The organism is Iodidimonas sp. MBR-22 (assembly GCF_029946565.1).
GTDB classification, from domain to species: Bacteria; Pseudomonadota; Alphaproteobacteria; order Sphingomonadales; family Rhodothalassiaceae; genus Iodidimonas; species Iodidimonas nitroreducens.
In genome coordinates, this window is sequence record NZ_JARKVQ010000003.1 from 22,442 (window position 1) to 39,456 (window position 17,015).

15 protein-coding genes and 1 other RNA gene are annotated in these 17,015 nt (G+C 58.1%); 12 read left to right on the plus strand and 4 right to left on the minus strand.

What is annotated here, in order from left to right; all coding sequences use genetic code 11:
- Nucleotides 1–6: 6 nt before the first annotated feature.
- The gene (locus QK300_RS03150) at nucleotides 7–321 is read left to right on the plus strand and encodes a hypothetical protein (RefSeq protein ID WP_281300455.1); all 315 of its coding nucleotides are present in this window, start codon (nucleotides 7–9) and stop codon (nucleotides 319–321) included.
- Here the strand turns inward: QK300_RS03150 and QK300_RS03155 are convergent.
- Nucleotides 266–1,273 carry a glutaminase gene (locus QK300_RS03155; RefSeq protein ID WP_281300454.1) on the minus strand — a complete coding sequence of 336 codons (1,008 nt, stop codon included), beginning with the start codon at nucleotides 1,271–1,273 and terminating at the stop codon, nucleotides 266–268. The genes QK300_RS03150 and QK300_RS03155 overlap by 56 nt on opposite strands.
- Nucleotides 1,274–1,454: 181 nt before the next feature.
- On the opposite strand from QK300_RS03155, the gene QK300_RS03160 reads away from it, so the two are divergent.
- Together QK300_RS03160 and QK300_RS03165 are read left to right on the plus strand one after the other, a co-directional pair.
- Nucleotides 1,455–2,258: a hypothetical protein gene (locus QK300_RS03160; RefSeq protein ID WP_281300453.1), complete on the plus strand. Its 804-nt coding sequence runs from the start codon at nucleotides 1,455–1,457 to the stop codon at nucleotides 2,256–2,258.
- A 42-nt stretch (nucleotides 2,259–2,300) separates the two neighbouring features.
- Nucleotides 2,301–2,534, plus strand: a complete 234-nt coding sequence (locus tag QK300_RS03165) for a hypothetical protein (RefSeq protein ID WP_052371251.1) — start codon at nucleotides 2,301–2,303, stop codon at nucleotides 2,532–2,534.
- Here QK300_RS03165 and QK300_RS03170 read toward each other — a convergent pair whose 3' ends face one another.
- Together QK300_RS03170 and QK300_RS03175 are read right to left on the minus strand one after the other, a co-directional pair.
- A complete protein-coding gene (locus tag QK300_RS03170) occupies nucleotides 2,535–5,693 on the minus strand; it encodes an efflux RND transporter permease subunit (RefSeq protein WP_281320811.1) in 3,159 nt (1,052 codons plus the stop codon). It abuts the gene before it with no gap.
- 4 nt (nucleotides 5,694–5,697) lie between these two features.
- Nucleotides 5,698–6,876, minus strand: coding sequence for an efflux RND transporter periplasmic adaptor subunit (locus QK300_RS03175; RefSeq protein WP_281300451.1), 1,179 nt, complete (start codon nucleotides 6,874–6,876; stop codon nucleotides 5,698–5,700).
- Nucleotides 6,877–7,139: 263 nt separating this feature from the next.
- On the opposite strand from QK300_RS03175, the gene QK300_RS03180 reads away from it, so the two are divergent.
- Nucleotides 7,140–7,805, plus strand: coding sequence for a TetR/AcrR family transcriptional regulator (locus QK300_RS03180; protein WP_281300450.1), 666 nt, complete (start codon nucleotides 7,140–7,142; stop codon nucleotides 7,803–7,805).
- 16 nt (nucleotides 7,806–7,821) lie between these two features.
- Here QK300_RS03180 and QK300_RS03185 read toward each other — a convergent pair whose 3' ends face one another.
- Nucleotides 7,822–8,088: a hypothetical protein gene (locus QK300_RS03185; RefSeq protein WP_281300449.1), complete on the minus strand. Its 267-nt coding sequence runs from the start codon at nucleotides 8,086–8,088 to the stop codon at nucleotides 7,822–7,824.
- Between the two features lie 174 nt (nucleotides 8,089–8,262).
- On the opposite strand from QK300_RS03185, the gene rnpB reads away from it, so the two are divergent.
- The 8 genes from rnpB to mraY all read left to right on the plus strand — a co-directional run bounded on the left by rnpB (nucleotide 8,263) and on the right by mraY (nucleotide 17,013).
- Nucleotides 8,263–8,659: RNase P RNA component class A (gene rnpB / locus QK300_RS03190), an RNA gene on the plus strand.
- Nucleotides 8,660–9,100: 441 nt separating this feature from the next.
- Entirely contained in the window at nucleotides 9,101–9,583 is a 483-nt protein-coding gene (locus QK300_RS03195) for a hypothetical protein (RefSeq protein ID WP_281300448.1), read from the plus strand.
- On the plus strand, nucleotides 9,580–10,599 hold the full coding sequence (gene rsmH / locus QK300_RS03200; protein WP_281300447.1) for a 16S rRNA (cytosine(1402)-N(4))-methyltransferase RsmH: 1,020 nt from the start codon (nucleotides 9,580–9,582) through the stop codon (nucleotides 10,597–10,599). Before QK300_RS03195 ends, rsmH begins: the two co-directional genes overlap by 4 nt.
- Complete coding sequence (locus tag QK300_RS03205) at nucleotides 10,596–11,183, plus strand: hypothetical protein (protein ID WP_281300446.1); 588 nt, start codon at nucleotides 10,596–10,598, stop codon at nucleotides 11,181–11,183. The genes rsmH and QK300_RS03205 overlap by 4 nt, the downstream gene beginning before the upstream one ends.
- Nucleotides 11,180–12,865: a penicillin-binding protein 2 gene (locus QK300_RS03210; RefSeq protein WP_281300445.1), complete on the plus strand. Its 1,686-nt coding sequence runs from the start codon at nucleotides 11,180–11,182 to the stop codon at nucleotides 12,863–12,865. The genes QK300_RS03205 and QK300_RS03210 overlap by 4 nt, the downstream gene beginning before the upstream one ends.
- Nucleotides 12,862–14,343 (plus strand): UDP-N-acetylmuramoyl-L-alanyl-D-glutamate--2,6-diaminopimelate ligase, encoded by a 1,482-nt coding sequence (locus QK300_RS03215; RefSeq protein WP_281300444.1) that lies wholly within the window; start codon nucleotides 12,862–12,864, stop codon nucleotides 14,341–14,343. Before QK300_RS03210 ends, QK300_RS03215 begins: the two co-directional genes overlap by 4 nt.
- On the plus strand, nucleotides 14,340–15,947 hold the full coding sequence (murF, locus tag QK300_RS03220) for a UDP-N-acetylmuramoyl-tripeptide--D-alanyl-D-alanine ligase (protein WP_281300443.1): 1,608 nt from the start codon (nucleotides 14,340–14,342) through the stop codon (nucleotides 15,945–15,947). Before QK300_RS03215 ends, murF begins: the two co-directional genes overlap by 4 nt.
- Nucleotides 15,937–17,013 carry a phospho-N-acetylmuramoyl-pentapeptide-transferase gene (gene mraY / locus QK300_RS03225; RefSeq protein ID WP_042086187.1) on the plus strand — a complete coding sequence of 359 codons (1,077 nt, stop codon included), beginning with the start codon at nucleotides 15,937–15,939 and terminating at the stop codon, nucleotides 17,011–17,013. Before murF ends, mraY begins: the two co-directional genes overlap by 11 nt.
- Nucleotides 17,014–17,015: the final 2 nt, after the last annotated feature.

Below are 17,015 nucleotides of genomic sequence, written 5' to 3' on the forward strand. Positions count from 1 at the left end.
GGATGCATGCGGATTTTTTATGGATGTTTGGCGCTGGCCATGAGCCTGATCGTTCTGGCGGCTCTGTGGGCTGATCCATTTTTTGCCCATACGGGCGGCTTTCTCGCTACATGGTGGGGGGCCACCTTATTCGCCGATGTGATCGTGGGGTTCATCGTTTTTGGCGGAGTGATCTGGCTTTTCGAGCCGCGCAAGAGCCGGGCGTTTTTGTGGATCGCCGCTCTTTGTATTCTCGGCAATCTGGTGGCGGCCCTTTGGATCGCCCTTAATTGGCAGGGTTTATCCCGCCATTTGAGGGGGCAAAGCTCATCCGGCGCTTGAATACATTGATATCGGCGCGGCGAGCAAACAGCTCCAGCGCCCGCGTTCCGGCCAAAGAATTGCCTGCCGCATTAAGGGGCGGCGACCAGGCGCATAAGCTGCCCACACCGGGGATGATGCACAAAATGCCGCCACCCACGCCCGATTTTCCCGGCAGCCCGACCCGAAAGGCGAAATCGCCCGACATGTCATAATGGCCGCAGGTCATCATCAGGGCATTGATCCGGGTGGCCCGTTCGGCCCGGGTGATTTTTTCATCGCTGTGGGGCAGTTTTCCGGCATTGGCCAGATACAGTCCGGCGCGGGATAATTCGGTGGCCGTTGTCTCTAGTGCGCATTGGCAGAAATAGGTGTTGAGCACCTGATCCACATCATTTTCAATCACCCCGAAGCTTTTCATGAAATGCGCAAGGCTGGTATTGCGATGCCCCCATTGGCGTTCGCTTTGCGCCACATCGGGATTGATGCGCACCCGATCCGATTGGCTGGCCCGTCGCACCAAAGTCAGCAGATCATCAAGGGCACCACGTTCGCCCGCCTTGGAAATCACGGCATCGGTCACCGCCAGCGCCCCGGCATTGATAAAGGGATTGCGCGGCACGCCCTGTTCATATTCCAACTGGGCAATGGAATTGAACGATGATCCCGAAGGTTCCCGGCCCACCCGTTTCCACAGTCGCCCGCCCCAGGCTTCCAGGGCGAGGGTCAGCATGAAAACTTTCGAGATGGATTGGCTTGAAAAGGGGATATCGGCCTGGCCCGTGGCATAGCTTTTGCCATCCAGCGTGGTGAGCACCAAAGCAAAATATTTGGGATCAACAGTGGCCAAAGCAGGGATATAGCTCGCCACCTTGCCCTTGCCCAGAATGGGTTCCACCTCTCGGTGTACCGCTTTTATGATCCGATCCCATCGCATGGCCGCACAGTAACGGGGCCGATCAAGGGCGGCCATGCTTTTCTGTGTCTTTCGCGGCTTTTTTGGCAGGGAGGCGGGAACGGCAGGGGCAATGGCTCTAAGGGGGGTGAAAATGTTCCGTAAAAGCCTTGTTTTTATATCATGCCAATATATTATAGTTCTCAATATACTGAGGGGGCGGCGCATCTCGCCGCTTCATCTTTGTGGGGAGATTAAAGTGATCATCATCAAATCAATGGCCATGGCTCTGCTGTGCACTCTTGCGCTTTTCTCGATGGAGCCATCCGCCTTTGTCCAAACTGCCTTGGCCCAAACCGGGGATTCAGCGCCCCCTCAGCGCCCGGCTGAGGCTGATGGTCCTTTGGCGCAGGCCATTGCCCATGCGGCGGATAACAAGCCTGAGCGCAGCCAGTACAGCTATCAGCATCATCTGGTGATGGTGGCTAAAGACAAAAAGACCGACCGGCGCACCCGCTTTGATCCGCGCCAGCCCGATGGAGCCCATTGGGAATTGCTGGCGGTGGATGGGGCGGCGCCCTCAGCCGAGGATCTGGCGGATTATAAGCAGCCTGATCTGGGGTCTGGCAAGAGTTCGGATAGCTTTGCTTTATATGGCGAGATGATTGCAAAGCTGGATTGGCAGGATGCGACCCTCGTCTCGATCAATGATCGAGAAGCGCATTACCGCATAGAGGGACAGTTGGATCAATGGCTCGATGCGGAGAGCGCCGCATTTGCCGAGCATTTGAAAAGCGATCTGGTTGTTGATCTTTCGAGCGATGCACCTTTTGTCTCATCCATGCGGATTTTTGCCCCGGCCCCTTTTTCAAAGCCGATGGTCGCGAAAATCAAGGCCTTTGAAACTCTGTTCACCTTCAACCGTCATGCAAAAAGCGGCGATATTCTGCCCCAATCCATCGAGATCGGTGTTTCTTTAAAGGCATTGATGTTTTTTTCGGTCGATAGCCAAACCGATATCAGTTTCAGTGATTTCGTTTATTTGGGCAGCGAAATTTTGTAAAAATACGTTATCAGCGGGCGCTGATTAAAAAGGAGAAACGCCATGGGCGTGTTTGAGATGGTTGTTCTGATCGTGCTGATTGCCACTATTGGTGAGGTGCTGAAAAATCGCAACAAGACCAAAAACAGGATGCAGGATCTGGAAAGCCGACTGAAAGAGCTGGGGGTGGCCGATCAATTGCAGCGCATCGATCAATTGGAAGAACGTGTGCGCACATTGGAGCGGATTGCCACCGATAAAGGCGCCCGCTTGAGCGCCGCCATCGATGGGCTGTGATCATTCCCCGGCACGGCTGAGCAGATCAGGCGAAGCACTGGCCAGTTCATCCTGGCTGCTCTGGCTTTTCCGCCCCAGCATCAGCTTGAAGGCGGCGGGCGCAAAATAAAATGAGACGATCATGGTGAAAAGCGCACCGCCCGCAATGGCCACGGCAAAGGGGGGCCAAAAGCTGCTGGGCGACAGGATCAGGGGCATGAACCCGCCCACGGTGGTGAGGGTGGTGGAAATGATATGCCGCCCGGTGGACATCACCGCATGGATGATCGCCTCATCATCGCCATCCATCGCGGCGGGATCATTTTTCAGCTCCGATAAAATAACGATAGAGGCATTGATGGCCAGCCCGATCAGCCCCATCAGGCCCACGATCACCACAAAGCCCAAAGGATAGCCAAAAACCCATAGCGACAAAAGCCCAAGCCCTGCCGCCTGAATGGCCGATGCAAAGGTGATGGCAGCCAGGCGAAAGCTATTGAAGGTGAGGACGATGGCAATCACCCCCAGCACCCCCAGCACGCCTGCTTGTGCCATCAATTTGCCCACGGCTTCATTGCGCTCTTCGCTTTCCCCGCCATAATCGATGCTATAGCCCGGCGGGACCGAGAAATTGGCGGCGTCAAGGCGTCTGTTTATCTCGGCAAAGGCCGTTTCGGGCAGAATATCGGGGGGAATAAAGCCCTGCACCGTGTTGATCCGCTCGCCATTGCGTCGGGGGATCGATCCCACCGAGGGCTTGATTTCGAGCCGGGCCAAAGCGGTGAGCGGCACGCTGGAAAAGCTGCCATCGGCTTCGCGATTGCTGATGCCGGGGACCAGATCCAAAGCCCGCAGCCCTTCAAGGCTGGTGCGGCCTTCATTGCTGGTTCTGATCCGCACCGGCACATCTTCGGTTTCTTCGATGATCGAGCCGCCCGATACCCCATCCACCGCCGCCCGGATCTGATCGGCAATCATCCGAAGATCGATGCCAAGGGTGGCTGCGGCGCGCTCATTGGGAACGATGGTGATTTCCGGCCGCCCCACTTCAAGGCTGGTGCTGCTGTGGATGATGTTGGGAACCGATGCCATCACCCCGCGCACCTGTTCGCCCAATTCACGCAGGGTTTCGATATCCGGCCCATGGATGCGGATTTCCACCGGGGCATTATAGGGCGGGCCCTGTTCCAGCTTGCGCACCAGCGTTTGCACATGGGGATAGGCGCGATCAAGGCGATCCTGATAGCGATCGATCATGCGATCCGCCGCTGCGGGGCTTTTGGCCGTGATCATGGCCTGGGCATAATTGGCCGCGCCATCACGATTGGTCAGCAGATTATAATAAAATTTGGCAGCGCTTTGGCCGATATACCAATGCGCCGACAAAAGATCGGGATCTTCGGCCAGCCGGGCATGGACATCTTCGACCAACTGGCGAGTTTCTTCGATGCTGGCTTGGGCCGGCAGGGTCATTTCAATATGAAATTGATCGCGATCAGCCGGCGGGAAAAATTGTTCATCGAGGGTGCTGGCCAGCAGCAGGCCGGTGAGGGGCAGGGCGCTGGCCACAAGCAATGAGGCGCGGGGATGGTTCATCGACCAGTGCAGCGAGCGGCGAAATGCCAGCCGAATGGGCTTTGCATCCACCCCATCGCGCCACCATGTGCGGCTGTGATGCTTGCCTTGGGTGGCATCCTGCACCGGATCGGATCGGGTGAGCACGCGCCCGGCCATCGCAGCGATGATGGTGAAGCTGATGATATAGCTGGTGATCAGGGCGGCGATGACACTGGCCGAAATGCCGCCCACAAATTCACCGGCATTGCCGGGCATCAGGATGATCGGCATGAAGGCGATCACCGTGGTGATGGTGGAGCCCATCAAAGGCAGCCATAATTTGCGGATGGTACGGGCCACGGCCTGGGATCGCCGCTCGCCCCGCAAAAGGCGGCCCTGCACCTCATCGGTGACGACGATGGCATTATCAACCATGATGCCAAGGGCGACGATCATCCCGGTGACCACCATCTGTTCGATCTGAAAACCCAGCAGATTGAGCACCGCCAATGATGCAAGGGCGGCGAGCGGCAGAATCGATCCGGCAATGAATGACGCTTTCCAGCCCAAAGTGATCAAAAGCACGATGATCACGATAAAGGCGCTGTAGATCAGATTTTGCATCAGATCCGATAGCCTTTGATGGGTATATTGCGCCTGATCGAAAATAATATCGGCGGTGATATTTTCCGGCAGGGTGGCCTGATAGCTATCGAGCATCGATTGCACTTTTTCCATCCAGCCATCGATACGATTGTCTTCCAGCATCCGGGCGGCCACCACCACCCCATAATCGCCGGAAAGATAGGCAAGGCTATCGGGAGGATCGCGGTGCGTGCGCTCGATCTTTGCCACATCGCCCAAAGTGGCGATGCCGGTATCGGCATTGGTGGAAATGGGAATGGTGCGGATGCGCTCTAAGCTGTCAAAGGCCCCATCCACCGAAATCACATAGCGATTATCTTCGCCCGATAATGTGCCGGCGCTGTTTTTGCTATCGGCAGCAAAGACGCGATTGGCCACATCCAATGCCGACATGCCCATGGCCGCCAGCATATCATCATCGATGGTCACCGCGATTTCTTCGCTGGGCAGCCCGAAGGTGCGCACAAAATCGGTGCCGGGAATATTGCTCAGGCGGGTATCAAGCTCGCGCGCATGGCGGCCCAGAATGGCATAATTGGGGGCGCTTTCCCCGTGCCAGACAAGGCCGATGATGGCGGTAAAGGAATAAAGCCGATCATCATCATAAACGGGATCGCCAGCCCCCTCGGGCAGATCGGTCAGTTCGCCGAGCTTGTCGCGCAAAAGGGCGGACACGCGATCCACATCATCCACTTCGTCTTTCATTTCGATGGTGATGAACGACAATCCCACCCGCGAACTTGATGAAATATCATCAACCTCGGCCACTTCGCGCAGCTTGCGTTCGATTTTTTCGGTCACCAGCGCCTCAACCCGGGCGGCACTGGCGCCGGGGAAACGGGTGATCACGAAAGCCACCCGATTTTCCATATGGGGATCTTCCAGGCGCGGCATGGTGGTGATGGCGGCACTGCCTGCCACCATGATCAAAAGCAGCAAAAGAATGATCAGGCGCGGATAGCGATAAAGACTGCCCATCATCCTAGCCTTTTTGTTTGGTTTGGGGGGATTGGGCTTTTGATGGATCGGCTTTTCCGCCATCGAAATGGCTGGTTTTCACCACCTCCACCCGCTTGCCGGGGGCAATGCGGGCAACCCCGCCATCAATCAGCCGATCCCCATCCGATACCGTGCCCGAAACAAAGGCGCGATCATCGGTGCTATGCAGAATCTGGACATTTTCAAAAACGATCCGTTCATCGCCCGCATCGGTCTCGATCACCTTATAAACCCGCCACAGGCCGCGCACATCGGCGGTCAGCGCCCGCAGGGGAACCCAAAAGCCCGGGGTTTCCACCGGCTCTTCTATTTCGGCGGTCACCAGCGATCCATCGGCGATCAGATTGGCAACATCGCCGCTGATATCAAGGGTGACAAGGGCCGTGCGGGTGGACCCCCGCACCAAAGGCACCACGCTTTTCACTCTGGAAAAAACCAGATGGCCATCCTGCGTTTTCAAGGGCACATGATCGCCCGGTTGCAAGCGATGGGAAAAATCGAGGGGCATCCCCACTTCGGCTTCAAGGCTGCCCCCCTCGATCAGATTGAGAACCGGCGTGCCCGCCGCGATGATGCTGCCCTCATCGCGCAGACGGCGGGAAATGATCCCATCGAACGGGGCAAACAACACCGCTTTTTGCAGATCGACCTCGATGGAATTGAGCGCGGCGGCGGCGCTGGTTTTCCGGGCCAGAGCCATATCCGTATCGGCGATGGCATCATCCAGCCTTTGTTCGGTCACATGGCCTTGTTTGAACAGCGCGCGGATGCGCTCCACGGTTTTGCGGCTGAGCAAAAGATTGGCTTCGGCTTCGGCGAGGCTCGCTGCCAATTCCGATTTGCGGGCCATCAGCCGATCCGTATCGAGAAAAGCCAGCGCCTGCCCTTTTTCGATGCGCGCCCCATTATCCACGGTGATCTGATTGATGATGCCGCCATTATCAAAGGCCAGATCCACTGCCCGGCGCGAAACCACCCGCCCGGTAAAGCCCCGGGCGATTTCATAATGCGCTTTCATCTCAACCACCAGAACGGAAACCGGCATGGCCCGTTCTTCCGCCCCTTGATCACCAGAGCCGGCCAAGGGCGATAGCCCCTTGCCCATGCCATCGAGAATGATGAGAAAAGCAAGCCCGATCAGCGCCAAAAGCCCGGCGGCCATCGCCAGCCTTTTCCATATAGAAGGGGAAAATCTGTGCCAAAATGGTGAAGAAGAATCGGTCATGCCGTCGCTATCCAAAAGAGGGGCCTATCAGCCACAGGGTCAGCCTATCCATCGTGCTCGGAAAGAGCCTGTGATCAGAAACGAGACGATCCATCATTTGAGGATTGCACTCTTCCAGGGTCTTGCTCTTCCAACAGTCTCGCTTTATAACAAAACTGGACTTTATAGTCCAATAAATAAATTTTGAGGGTTTTGTCTGGATGAAACAGCAGCCGGAAAAAGCGAAAGGCCGTTGTTTGGCGGTGCGCGGGCGGCCGCGCAGCACGGATAAGCATCAGGCCATATTGGATGCCGCCGGGGATTTGTTTTTGGAAATGGGGTTTGATCGGGCGGCGATGGATCAGATTGCCCAGCGGGCGGGCGTTTCAAAACAAACGGTCTATAGCCATTTTACCAATAAGGAAGGGCTTTTTCGGGCGGTGATCAAGCAACGGGTTTCGGAATTTTTTCCTGATGATCCGGTGGCGGGGGCGGCCCCGCGATCTTTGGAAGATCGGCTGTGCGAGATTGGGCGGCGTTATGTGACCTTGGTGGTGTCTGAAGATGCAGTGGCTTTGTTCCGGCTTTTGGCAGTGAATTGCGAAAGCCATCCAAAGCTTGTGGAGATGTTTTTTGAAGAAGGCCCCGGGCGGCTGGCGGCGGGCATTGAAAAAGTGCTGGCCCATGCGGCGGCGCAGGGGGCTTTTACGTGCGAGGACAGGGCCGAGGCGACCCGGCTTTTTGGAACCCTGATGCGCGGCGACCTGCATCTGCGGCGCACTTTGGGGATCGAACCACCCCTTTCGGCCAGGGCCATCGATGATCATGTGGCCCGGGCGGTGCGGATTTTTCTGGATTGTTATCGCCGGGATAAAGGCCGATCATGAAGGCCGATCGGGGGCCTTATTGCGGGGCGGCTTCAGGGATGGGATGAAGCGCGGGCTGGGCATCGCTGGTGCGCATATGGCGGCTGTTGTCGCGATCACCGGGCAGGCCATCGGGAAATTGCTTTTTGATGCTTTGGCTGTCTGGCCCCATGGGCATATTGGAAAAGATCGGGTCCACTTCCTTGCTGGAAAACCAGCTGCACCCGGCCAGCATCACAGATAGGACGGCAATGCCCAAAAGCCGGATCGCTTTACCCGACATATTTTTATGCGCCTGCGTCATATCGCCAATTCCCTAAAAGATCAAAACAGGGGGGAATTTGCCTCATCTGCTCTGCTGGCGCAAGGCCGCTTTGAGAGCATGGCGATCCCTGGACAGGCGATCCGATGATTTTCGGGACATGGACGGGCGATTGATCTTGATCTCTTTGGCTTTATGGCTCATCTGAGAGGCGCGCCAGATGGCCGGACGGCCGCGCGATCCGCTTAGCGGATTTCGAGGAAAGTCCGGGCTCCACAAAGACACGGTGCCGGGTAACGCCCGGCGAAGGTGACTTCAGGGACAGTGCCACAGAAAGCAAACCGCCCGGCCCCCTGCCTTGCAGGACCATGGTGCCGGGTAAGGGTGAAAGGGTGCGGTAAGAGCGCACCGCCGCGCTGGTAACAGGGCGGGCATGGTAAACCCCACCGGGAGCAAGATCGAATAGGGACGGCATATGGCCTTGTCTTTGGGCCGTCGTCCGGGTTGATCGCTTGAGGCTGTCGGCAACGGCAGCCCTAGAGGAATGGTCGTCGCCCTGTTTGGTTGCGATCAAACAGGGGCACAGAACCCGGCTTACAGGCCATCTGGCGCATTATTCCCAAATATTGATGAATGCATCTGAAGATGTCGGATCGTGTCATCTTCATCAGGGCTGCCGACTCGGTGGCCAGCCGCGCTTTGGCGGCACTTTTTCCAAAATATCACAAGATGTTTCGATAAAGCGCATAATCAGGATGTGATATAGAACATAGAAAGAACGAATACCAAAAAAGGCTTTGATCCCGATGGTTTCGGGCAAGTCTTTGCCATGGTTTCATTTCTTTCAATTTAGCCTGATTTGTCTGCACTCTTAAGACATTGCTGTGAAAGACCGGCCCAAAGCCCTCAAAAGCACTGCAAAAAGGGCTTCATCCCATTGCGAACCATATTGTGGCATGGTATCCCATATAAACCCAAAAAAATCAGGGGCAACAGCAATCACGCATCTTTGGGCTCAGCTTTCGAGATGCACAAACAGGGATGGCAGCGGGGCATGCGCTTCACAGCCAATTACAGCAATAAGGTGGATGCCAAGGGGCGGGTTTCCGTTCCTGCGCGCTATCGTGCCTTGCTGGAACGCAGTGAATTCAGCGGCATCGTCGTTTATGAAAGCTTCAAGCTGCCCTGTCTGGAAGCCAGCTCCCGCGAATATATGGATGAATTGTCCCAAAGGCTGGCCGAAGATTTCGGCGCTTTTGAAGATGAAAAAGAAGCCCTGGCCGCAACGATTCTGGGGGCCGCTTTCGATCTGCCTTTTGATGGCGGCGGGCGGATTTTGCTGCCGCAATCCCTGATGCAGTTTGCCTCGATCACCGATATGGCGGTGTTTGTGGGGGTGGGCGAAAAGATCCTGATCTGGGAGCCTGCGGCCTGGGAAGCCTATCGCGATGCCCAGCGCGAAAAGGCCCGGGCCGCCGCCATGCGCCTTGGGGCCATGCGCCCCCGTGCCCCCAGCACCGGCGGAGACGGGTCATGAGCAAAGCTGCCCGCAAAATTCCGGGCCGTGCCAAGCCCCATCATGGCCATGTGCCGGTGATGTGCGATGCCGTGATCGATGCCCTGGTCCCCACACATCAGCCCTTGCCCGCCCATGCCCGTTTCGTTGATGGAACATTTGGTGCCGGGGGCTATAGCCGGGCTTTGCTCGATCGATCACCCCAGATCACGGTGTATGCCATTGATCGTGATCCCGAGGCGATTGCCCGTGGGGCCGAGATGCTGCGCGCCTATGAAGGGCGGTTCCGTCTTCTGGAGGGTCGCTTTTCCGAGATGGAAGCCCTGTTGCGCGATCTTGATGTGCACAAGCTGGCGGGCATCACCCTCGATATCGGGGTTTCATCCTATCAGCTTGAAACCGCCGCCCGGGGCTTTTCCTTTCAGCTTGATGGGCCTTTGGATATGCGTATGGGGGGTGAGGGGCCATCGGCGGCGGATCTGGTGAATGGCAAAAGCGAGGAAGAGCTTGCCGACATCATCTATCATCTGGGCGAAGACCCCCGCGCCCGGAAAATCGCCCGCGCCCTTGTGGCGGCACGAGCCGAAACGCCGATCACCACCACTTTGCAGCTTGCCGAGATCATTGCGGCTACCGTGGGCCATGGCCCCCATGGCAAAAAGAAAATCCACCCCGCCACCCGCAGTTTTCAGGCTTTGCGCATTGCCGTCAATGATGAGCTGGGCGAGCTTTCCCGCGTGCTGTGTGCTGCCGAGCGGCTTTTGGCGCCGGAGGGGCGGCTTGCCATCGTTGCCTTTCATTCCCTTGAAGATCGGATCGTCAAAGCCTTTCTGGCCGAGCGCGCAGGGCGCCTGCCTGCCGGATCTCGGCATCGCCCGGCTGTACCCGATGATCATCCGGCCCCCAGTTTTTATCTGCCCAAAAAGGGGGCGATCAAACCCACAGCGCAGGAAATCTCGAGCAATCCCCGGGCGCGTTCGGCGCGTTTGCGGGTGGCTGTTCGCACCGATGCGCCCGCTTGGAAGGATGCCGCATGAGACAATTTCTGATCATTCTGGCCCTTTCATTCGTGATTCTTGCGGCGGGTGGCCTTTATAAGGTGAAGCACAGCGTGGAAAACCGTCGCGCGCATCTGGCGGCTTTGGAGCAGCAGATTCTGGACGATTCCGAAGCCGTGCGGGTGCTGGAAGCAGAATGGGCCTATCTCGCCAGCCCGCAGGCGCTTCAGGATGTGTCGGTACGGACCTTGAGCCTGCGCCCGGTCACCCCTGATCAGGTGCTCGCTTCCCTCACGTCCCTGCCTTATCGCATGGAAGGGCGGCTTTTGGCCCAAGTCACGCCTGATAAAAGGGTGGGTGATGATGTTTTCCATGTGCCTTCGCCCCGGCATAAACCTGTGGCCCCCGCTTTGCCCCAACCGGAAGCGCCACAAGTTGAAACGCCGGATCGCTATGCCGCCGCCGATCATCGGCTGATGGCGGCCGATCTGCAGGCCGCCGTCAACAGGGCGGCTTTCAAGGTCCGGGCCCCATCGCCCGCCGAGGTGGAGACGAAACGTGATCCGGTTGATTTTGCCGCGCGAATCCAAAGATCCCTCGATCAAATCGGGGGGCAAAGATGATGTCTTTGCGCGTCAGTTTGGATGGCGCGCGGGCAACAGCCATCGAAAAGGCGCGGCAGCGTCTTGTGGTGGTGGCTGTGATGTTTGGCGTGGTTTTTTCGGTGATGGCCCTGCGGATCGTTGATCTGGGCTTGTTTCAGGCCGTTTCCGAAACCCGCTACGCCGCCCAAAGTTTTTTGACCCCAACGGCCTTGCGGGCGGATATTGTGGATCGCCATGGGGTGGTTTTGGCCACCAATCTCAAGACCGCATCGCTTTATGCCGATCCCATGCGCATTTTGGAACCAGAGGAGGTGGCGGCGAAGCTGTCGCGCCTGTTTCCCGATCTGGTGGAAGCGCAGCTTCTTTTAAAGCTGCAGGGCAATGGCCGCTTTGTGTGGCTGAAGCGCAAGCTCACCCCTAAACAGATGTGGCAGGTGAATGCTTTGGGCTTGCCCGGCCTTGCTTTTCAAGAGGAAGAAGAACGGATTTATCCCCAAGGTCGGCTGGCCGCCCATGTGCTGGGCTTTACCGATCCCGATGGCCGGGGGCTGGCCGGGATCGAGCATTTTTTCGATGCCCGCTTATCGGATATGGATAAGGTGGATGAGCCTTTGGTCCTGTCGGTGGATGTGCGGGTACAGCATGCCCTGATGGATGAGGTTCAGCGCAGCGTTGATCGTTTTTCGGCCATTGGTGGCGCCGGATTGGTGATGGATGTGCGCACGGGGGAATTGCTGGCCATGGCCTCGGTCCCGGATTTCGATCCCAATGAACCGGCGGCATCGCCCAAGGAAGCTTTTTTCAATCGGGCGAGCCAGGGGGTGTATGAACTTGGTTCCACCTTCAAGGCCTTTACCCTTGCCATGGCTTTGGAGGCGGGCACGGCGACGATTGCCAGCCATTATGATGCCAGTGAGCCGATCAAGGTCAGCCGGTTCACCATTCGCGACGATCATCCCCAGAACCGGGTGCTGAGCCTTCCCGAGATTTTTGTTCATTCCTCGAATATCGGGGCGGCCAAAATGGCGCTGGAGGTGGGCACCGAGGCCCAACAGGATTTTTTATCCCGTTTAGGGCTTTTGCGCCCGGCCAGCCTTGAATTGGCGGAAGTGGGGCATCCTTTGGTGCCGGATCGCTGGCGCGATATTGCCACCATGACCATCGCCTATGGCCATGGCATTGCGGTGAGCCCGGTGCAATTGGCCAGTGGCCTGTCGGCCATGGTCAATGGCGGCGATCTTCATCCTGCCACCTTGTTGGTTAAATCTGCCGATCAAAAGATAAAGGGCAGATCGGTGATTTCAGAAAAAACCAGCGCCACCTTGCGCACCCTGATGCGGCTGGTGGTGCAAAAAGGCACGGCCCAGCAGGCCGATGTGCCGGGCTATCGGGTGGGCGGCAAAACCGGCACGGCGGAAAAAGCCGTGGGCGGCGGCTATGCGCGGAAAGCGCTGCTCTCGTCTTTTGCCGGGATTTTTCCCATGGATGATCCGCGCTATCTGGTTTTCGTGATGATCGATGAGCCGCAGGGCATCAAATCCACCTGGAATTATGCCGGTGGCGGGTGGACGGCAGCGCCCACGGTTGCGGATGTGATTTTGCGGATCGCCCCGCTTTTGGGGGTGAGGCCCCATGAAGAAGACAATGGTCCTTTCCAGCAGGCGGCGTTCGTCATCGAAGATTCAAGGAAAAAACCATGAGCGGCGGGCATCCCATTTCCCGCCCGCTGGCCGCCCTTTTGGGGGTGCGGGGCGATGCCGGACACGTCATTACCGGCCTCACCGCCGATAGCCGCAAAGTGCGCCCGGGCGATCTTTTTGCGGCTTTGCCCGGCAGCCGCACCGATGGCCGCCAGTTCATTGATGAAGCGATTGCCCGGGGTGCGGTGGCGATTTTGGCCCCCGCAGAGGATCAGGCAAGCGATCATCAAGCCGGGGCGGCTGTAAGCTTTTTGTTCTCATCCCGGCCCCAGCGTTGCTTTGCCGAGATGGCGGCAGCTTTTTATGGCTCCCAGCCGCAAAATATCGTGTGCATCACCGGCACCAATGGCAAAAGCTCGGTCGCCAGCTTCTGTCGCCAGCTTTGGTGCGCCCTTGATCTGCGCGGGGCCAGCATCGGCACTTTGGGGGTGGAAAGCGAGAGCCTGAACCGCCCCGGTGGTCTGACCAGCCCCGATCCCGTGAGCCTGCATGAAACGCTCTATGATCTGGCGGCCCATGGCATCACCCATGTGGCGTGCGAGGCATCGAGCCATGGACTGGCGCAATATCGGCTGGATGGCGTGCAGCCCAAAGTGGCGGCTTTTACCAATCTCAGCCGGGATCATCTTGATTATCACCATAATATGGAAGCCTATTTCCATGCGAAAGCCCGGCTTTTCAGCGAAGTGCTGGTGGCTGATGGCGTGGCGGTGATCTGGGCCGATAGTCCGGCGGGCCAGCGGATGATCGATCTGGCCAAAGGCCGCGATCTGGCCGTGATCACAGTGGGCCGGGGTGCGGATTGCGATCTGCATGTGCGGGCCATCGATCCCACCGCCGAAGGTCAGCGCCTTTCCATCCGCTATCGAGATCAGGACCATCAGATCGATCTGCCGCTTTTTGGCGGGTTTCAGGCCGAAAATGCCCTGCTGGCAGCGGCCATCCTTTGCGCGCTTTCGGCGTCTCCGGCATTGGTTTTCAAGGCTATGGAAGGTCTGAAGCCGGTTTTGGGGCGGCTGCAATGGGCTGGGGATAAAGCGGGCGGCGGCAGGGTTTTCATTGATTATGCCCATACGCCGGGCGGCCTTGAAACGGTTCTGTCGGCCCTGCGCCCCCATTGCAGCGGGGCTTTATCCGTGGTGTTTGGCGCGGGGGGTGATCGGGATCGCGGCAAGCGGCCAGCCATGGGGGCGGTGGCCCATCGCTATGCGGATCGGGTGATCATCACCGATGATAATCCCCGCACCGAAGATCCAGCCGCGATCCGCAAGGCGATTGTGGAAAGCTGCCCTGATGCTATCGAGATCGCTGATCGCGCCCGGGCAATTTTTGATGCCATCGCCAAGCTCAGGCCCGGCGATATTCTGGTGATTGCGGGCAAGGGTCATGAAAATGGCCAGATCATCGGCGATCACATCCTGCCCTTTTCCGATCTGGAACAGGTGCAAAAAGCCCTATCACAAAGGACCGGCCCATGATCAGGCAGCCTTTATGGACAGCGCAGGAAATTCTGACGGTCACCGGGGGCCGCTGCCATGGCCATGATCAGGGCGGCGCGGCGGGGCGCTGGTTTGTGGATGGCGTGGCGATCGATAGCCGCGAGATCATCCCCGGCGATCTGTTCATCGCCTTGGGTGGAACGCGATCCGATGGCCATGAGCATGTGGCGGCAGCTTTCGAGGCGGGGGCGGTGGCGGCTTTGGTCAGCCGACCGGTAGCCGAACTGGCTCCCAATGATCCACGGCTGGTTTATGTGGATGATGGCCTGGCCGCTCTTGATCGTCTGGCCCGGGCAGCGCGCAAACGCATGGTGGGGCGGGTCTGCGCGGTGACGGGCAGTGCCGGCAAAACCAGCGTGAAAGATATGCTGAGCAAGGCTTTGGGCCGCGACAGGCTGACCCATGCCAGCTTCAAAAGCTTTAATAATCGGGTGGGTGTGCCTTTGTCATTGGCGCGGATGCCCCGGGAAACCGCCTTTGCCGTTTTTGAATTGGGGATGAATGCCCCCGGTGAAATCGCCCCCCTCTCGCGCCTTGTGGCCCCGGATCTGGCGATCATCACCACCATCGGGCTTGCCCATGCCGCCGGGTTTGAGGCGGGCGATGAACACAGCTTTGAATGTGCGGATGACCAGACGATCAGGGCCAAAAGCCTTGATGCCATTGCCGCTGAAAAAGCCGCTATTTTTGCGGGCCTGAAGCCGGGCGGGCAGGCGATTTTGGCCATTGATCACAGCCATGCCGCTTTTTTGATCAAGGCAGCCAAAGCGGCCAAAGCCGCGATCACGACCGTTTCCTTTGATGATCCCGCTGCCGATGTGCATGTGCACCGCCTTCATGAAGATGAAAGGATGAGTTGCCTCACCGCCAATCTTGATGATCTGCGGCTGAGTTTTCGGCTGAACATGCCCGGCCGGCATTGGGTTTTGAATGCCCTGATGGTTCTGGCCGCCGTGCGGGCGCTTGGTGGCGATCTGGGGATGGCGGCTTTGGGGCTGGCGGATTTTCGCCCCGGGCGGGGGCGCGGGCGGGCGCTTTTCATGGATCTGGGCGATGGTCCTTTTTGCCTCATCGATGATGCCTATAATGCCAATCCGGTCTCTTTGGGGGCAAGCCTTGGGGTGCTGGCCCGGCGGCCTGCGGAAAAAGGCGCGCGCCGGATCGCGGTGCTGGCGGATATGGCCGAATTGGGGGGCACCGCCGCCGCCAGTCATCAGGCGCTGATCCCCGATCTGAAGGCGGCCCGCCTCGATGCCGTGATCGCCCTTGGCCCTTTGATGCAGGATGCCGCCCGCAAGGCCGATCTGGCGGTGCAGCGAGCCGATAGCCCCGAACAGGCCCTCAATCTTCTTTTGCCGCTGATTGGCAAGGGCGATGTGGTTTTGGTGAAGGGGTCTCGTGCGGCGGGCCTCGATCGCCTTGTTTCCGGCCTTTTGGCGGTGGCCCAGCAGGTGCACAACCAGCAGATGGAGGATCGCAGATTGCAGGCGAGTCGGCCCGGCGCAGGCCCCCGGATCGCGCCAATGGCCTTTGATCCGGCCGGTTATGGTGGCGGAAAAAGGAACGACATTCATGCTTTATAATCTGTTGCTGCCATTGGCCGATGATTTTGCCCTGTTCAATCTGGTGCGCTATCTCACCTTCAGAACCGGGGCGGCGGTGCTGACAGCGATGCTGATTGCTCTGGTCATCGGGCCGGGCTTCATCCGTTGGCTGAAGAAGAAGCAGAAAAAAGGCCAGCCCATCCGCAGCGATGGCCCGGCGGGCCATATTCTCACCAAAGCGGGCACCCCCACCATGGGGGGGCTGCTCATTCTGATCGGTCTGGTGTTCAGCACGCTTTTATGGGCGGATTTATCGAATCCTTATGTTTGGGCCTGCCTGGCGGTGACCGTTTGTTTCGGGGTGATCGGCTTTCTTGATGATTTTCTCAAAGTCACCAAGGCCAATCCGAAAGGGGTATCGGGGCGGCTGAAATTCATCATTGAAAGCGCCATTGCGATTGCCGTCAGCCTGTGGGTGGCCAGCATCGGTTCGCCGGGGCTGATGCTGCCCTTCATGAAGGATGTGATGATCAATCTGGGGTGGTTTTATCCCATTTTCGGGGTCATGGTCATTGTGGGCGCGGGCAATGCGGTCAATCTCACCGATGGTCTGGATGGTTTGGCGATCATGCCGGTGATCATTGCGGCTTCGGCCTTTGGGCTGATTGCTTATCTGGTGGGGAATGTCATTTATGCCGATTATCTGCAGATCAGCTATATTCGCGGTTCGGGCGAACTGGCTGTTTTTTGCGGGGCGATGATCGGCGCGGGTCTGGGCTTTTTATGGTTCAATGCCCCGCCTGCGATGGTTTTCATGGGCGATACCGGCAGTTTGTCCTTGGGGGGGGCTTTGGGGTCCGTTGCTTTGGTGACCAAGCATGAACTGGTGCTCGTGATCATTGGCGGGCTGTTTGTATTGGAAACCATATCGGTGATCGTGCAGGTGGCGAGCTTCAAGCTGACCGGTCGGCGGGTTTTCCGCATGGCCCCCCTGCATCATCATTTCGAGCATAAAGGCTGGTCGGAGCCGACCATCGTCATCCGCTTCTGGATCATTGCGCTCATTCTGGCCCTGATCGGGCTTGCCACCTTGAAGCTGAGATGAGC

Coding starts and splice junctions, on each gene's coding strand:
- QK300_RS03150 (WP_281300455.1), top strand. CDS start 7: ATGCGGATTTTTTATGGATGTTTGGCGCTGGCCATGAGCCTGATCGTT.
- QK300_RS03155 (WP_281300454.1), bottom strand. CDS start 1,273: ATGGCCGCCCTTGATCGGCCCCGTTACTGTGCGGCCATGCGATGGGAT.
- QK300_RS03165 (WP_052371251.1), top strand. CDS start 2,301: ATGGGCGTGTTTGAGATGGTTGTTCTGATCGTGCTGATTGCCACTATT.
- QK300_RS03170 (WP_281320811.1), bottom strand. CDS start 5,693: ATGGGCAGTCTTTATCGCTATCCGCGCCTGATCATTCTTTTGCTGCTT.
- QK300_RS03175 (WP_281300451.1), bottom strand. CDS start 6,876: ATGGCCGCCGGGCTTTTGGCGCTGATCGGGCTTGCTTTTCTCATCATT.
- QK300_RS03180 (WP_281300450.1), top strand. CDS start 7,140: ATGAAACAGCAGCCGGAAAAAGCGAAAGGCCGTTGTTTGGCGGTGCGC.
- QK300_RS03185 (WP_281300449.1), bottom strand. CDS start 8,088: ATGACGCAGGCGCATAAAAATATGTCGGGTAAAGCGATCCGGCTTTTG.
- QK300_RS03195 (WP_281300448.1), top strand. CDS start 9,101: ATGCGCTTCACAGCCAATTACAGCAATAAGGTGGATGCCAAGGGGCGG.
- rsmH (WP_281300447.1), top strand. CDS start 9,580: ATGAGCAAAGCTGCCCGCAAAATTCCGGGCCGTGCCAAGCCCCATCAT.
- QK300_RS03205 (WP_281300446.1), top strand. CDS start 10,596: ATGAGACAATTTCTGATCATTCTGGCCCTTTCATTCGTGATTCTTGCG.
- QK300_RS03210 (WP_281300445.1), top strand. CDS start 11,180: ATGATGTCTTTGCGCGTCAGTTTGGATGGCGCGCGGGCAACAGCCATC.
- QK300_RS03215 (WP_281300444.1), top strand. CDS start 12,862: ATGAGCGGCGGGCATCCCATTTCCCGCCCGCTGGCCGCCCTTTTGGGG.
- murF (WP_281300443.1), top strand. CDS start 14,340: ATGATCAGGCAGCCTTTATGGACAGCGCAGGAAATTCTGACGGTCACC.
- mraY (WP_042086187.1), top strand. CDS start 15,937: ATGCTTTATAATCTGTTGCTGCCATTGGCCGATGATTTTGCCCTGTTC.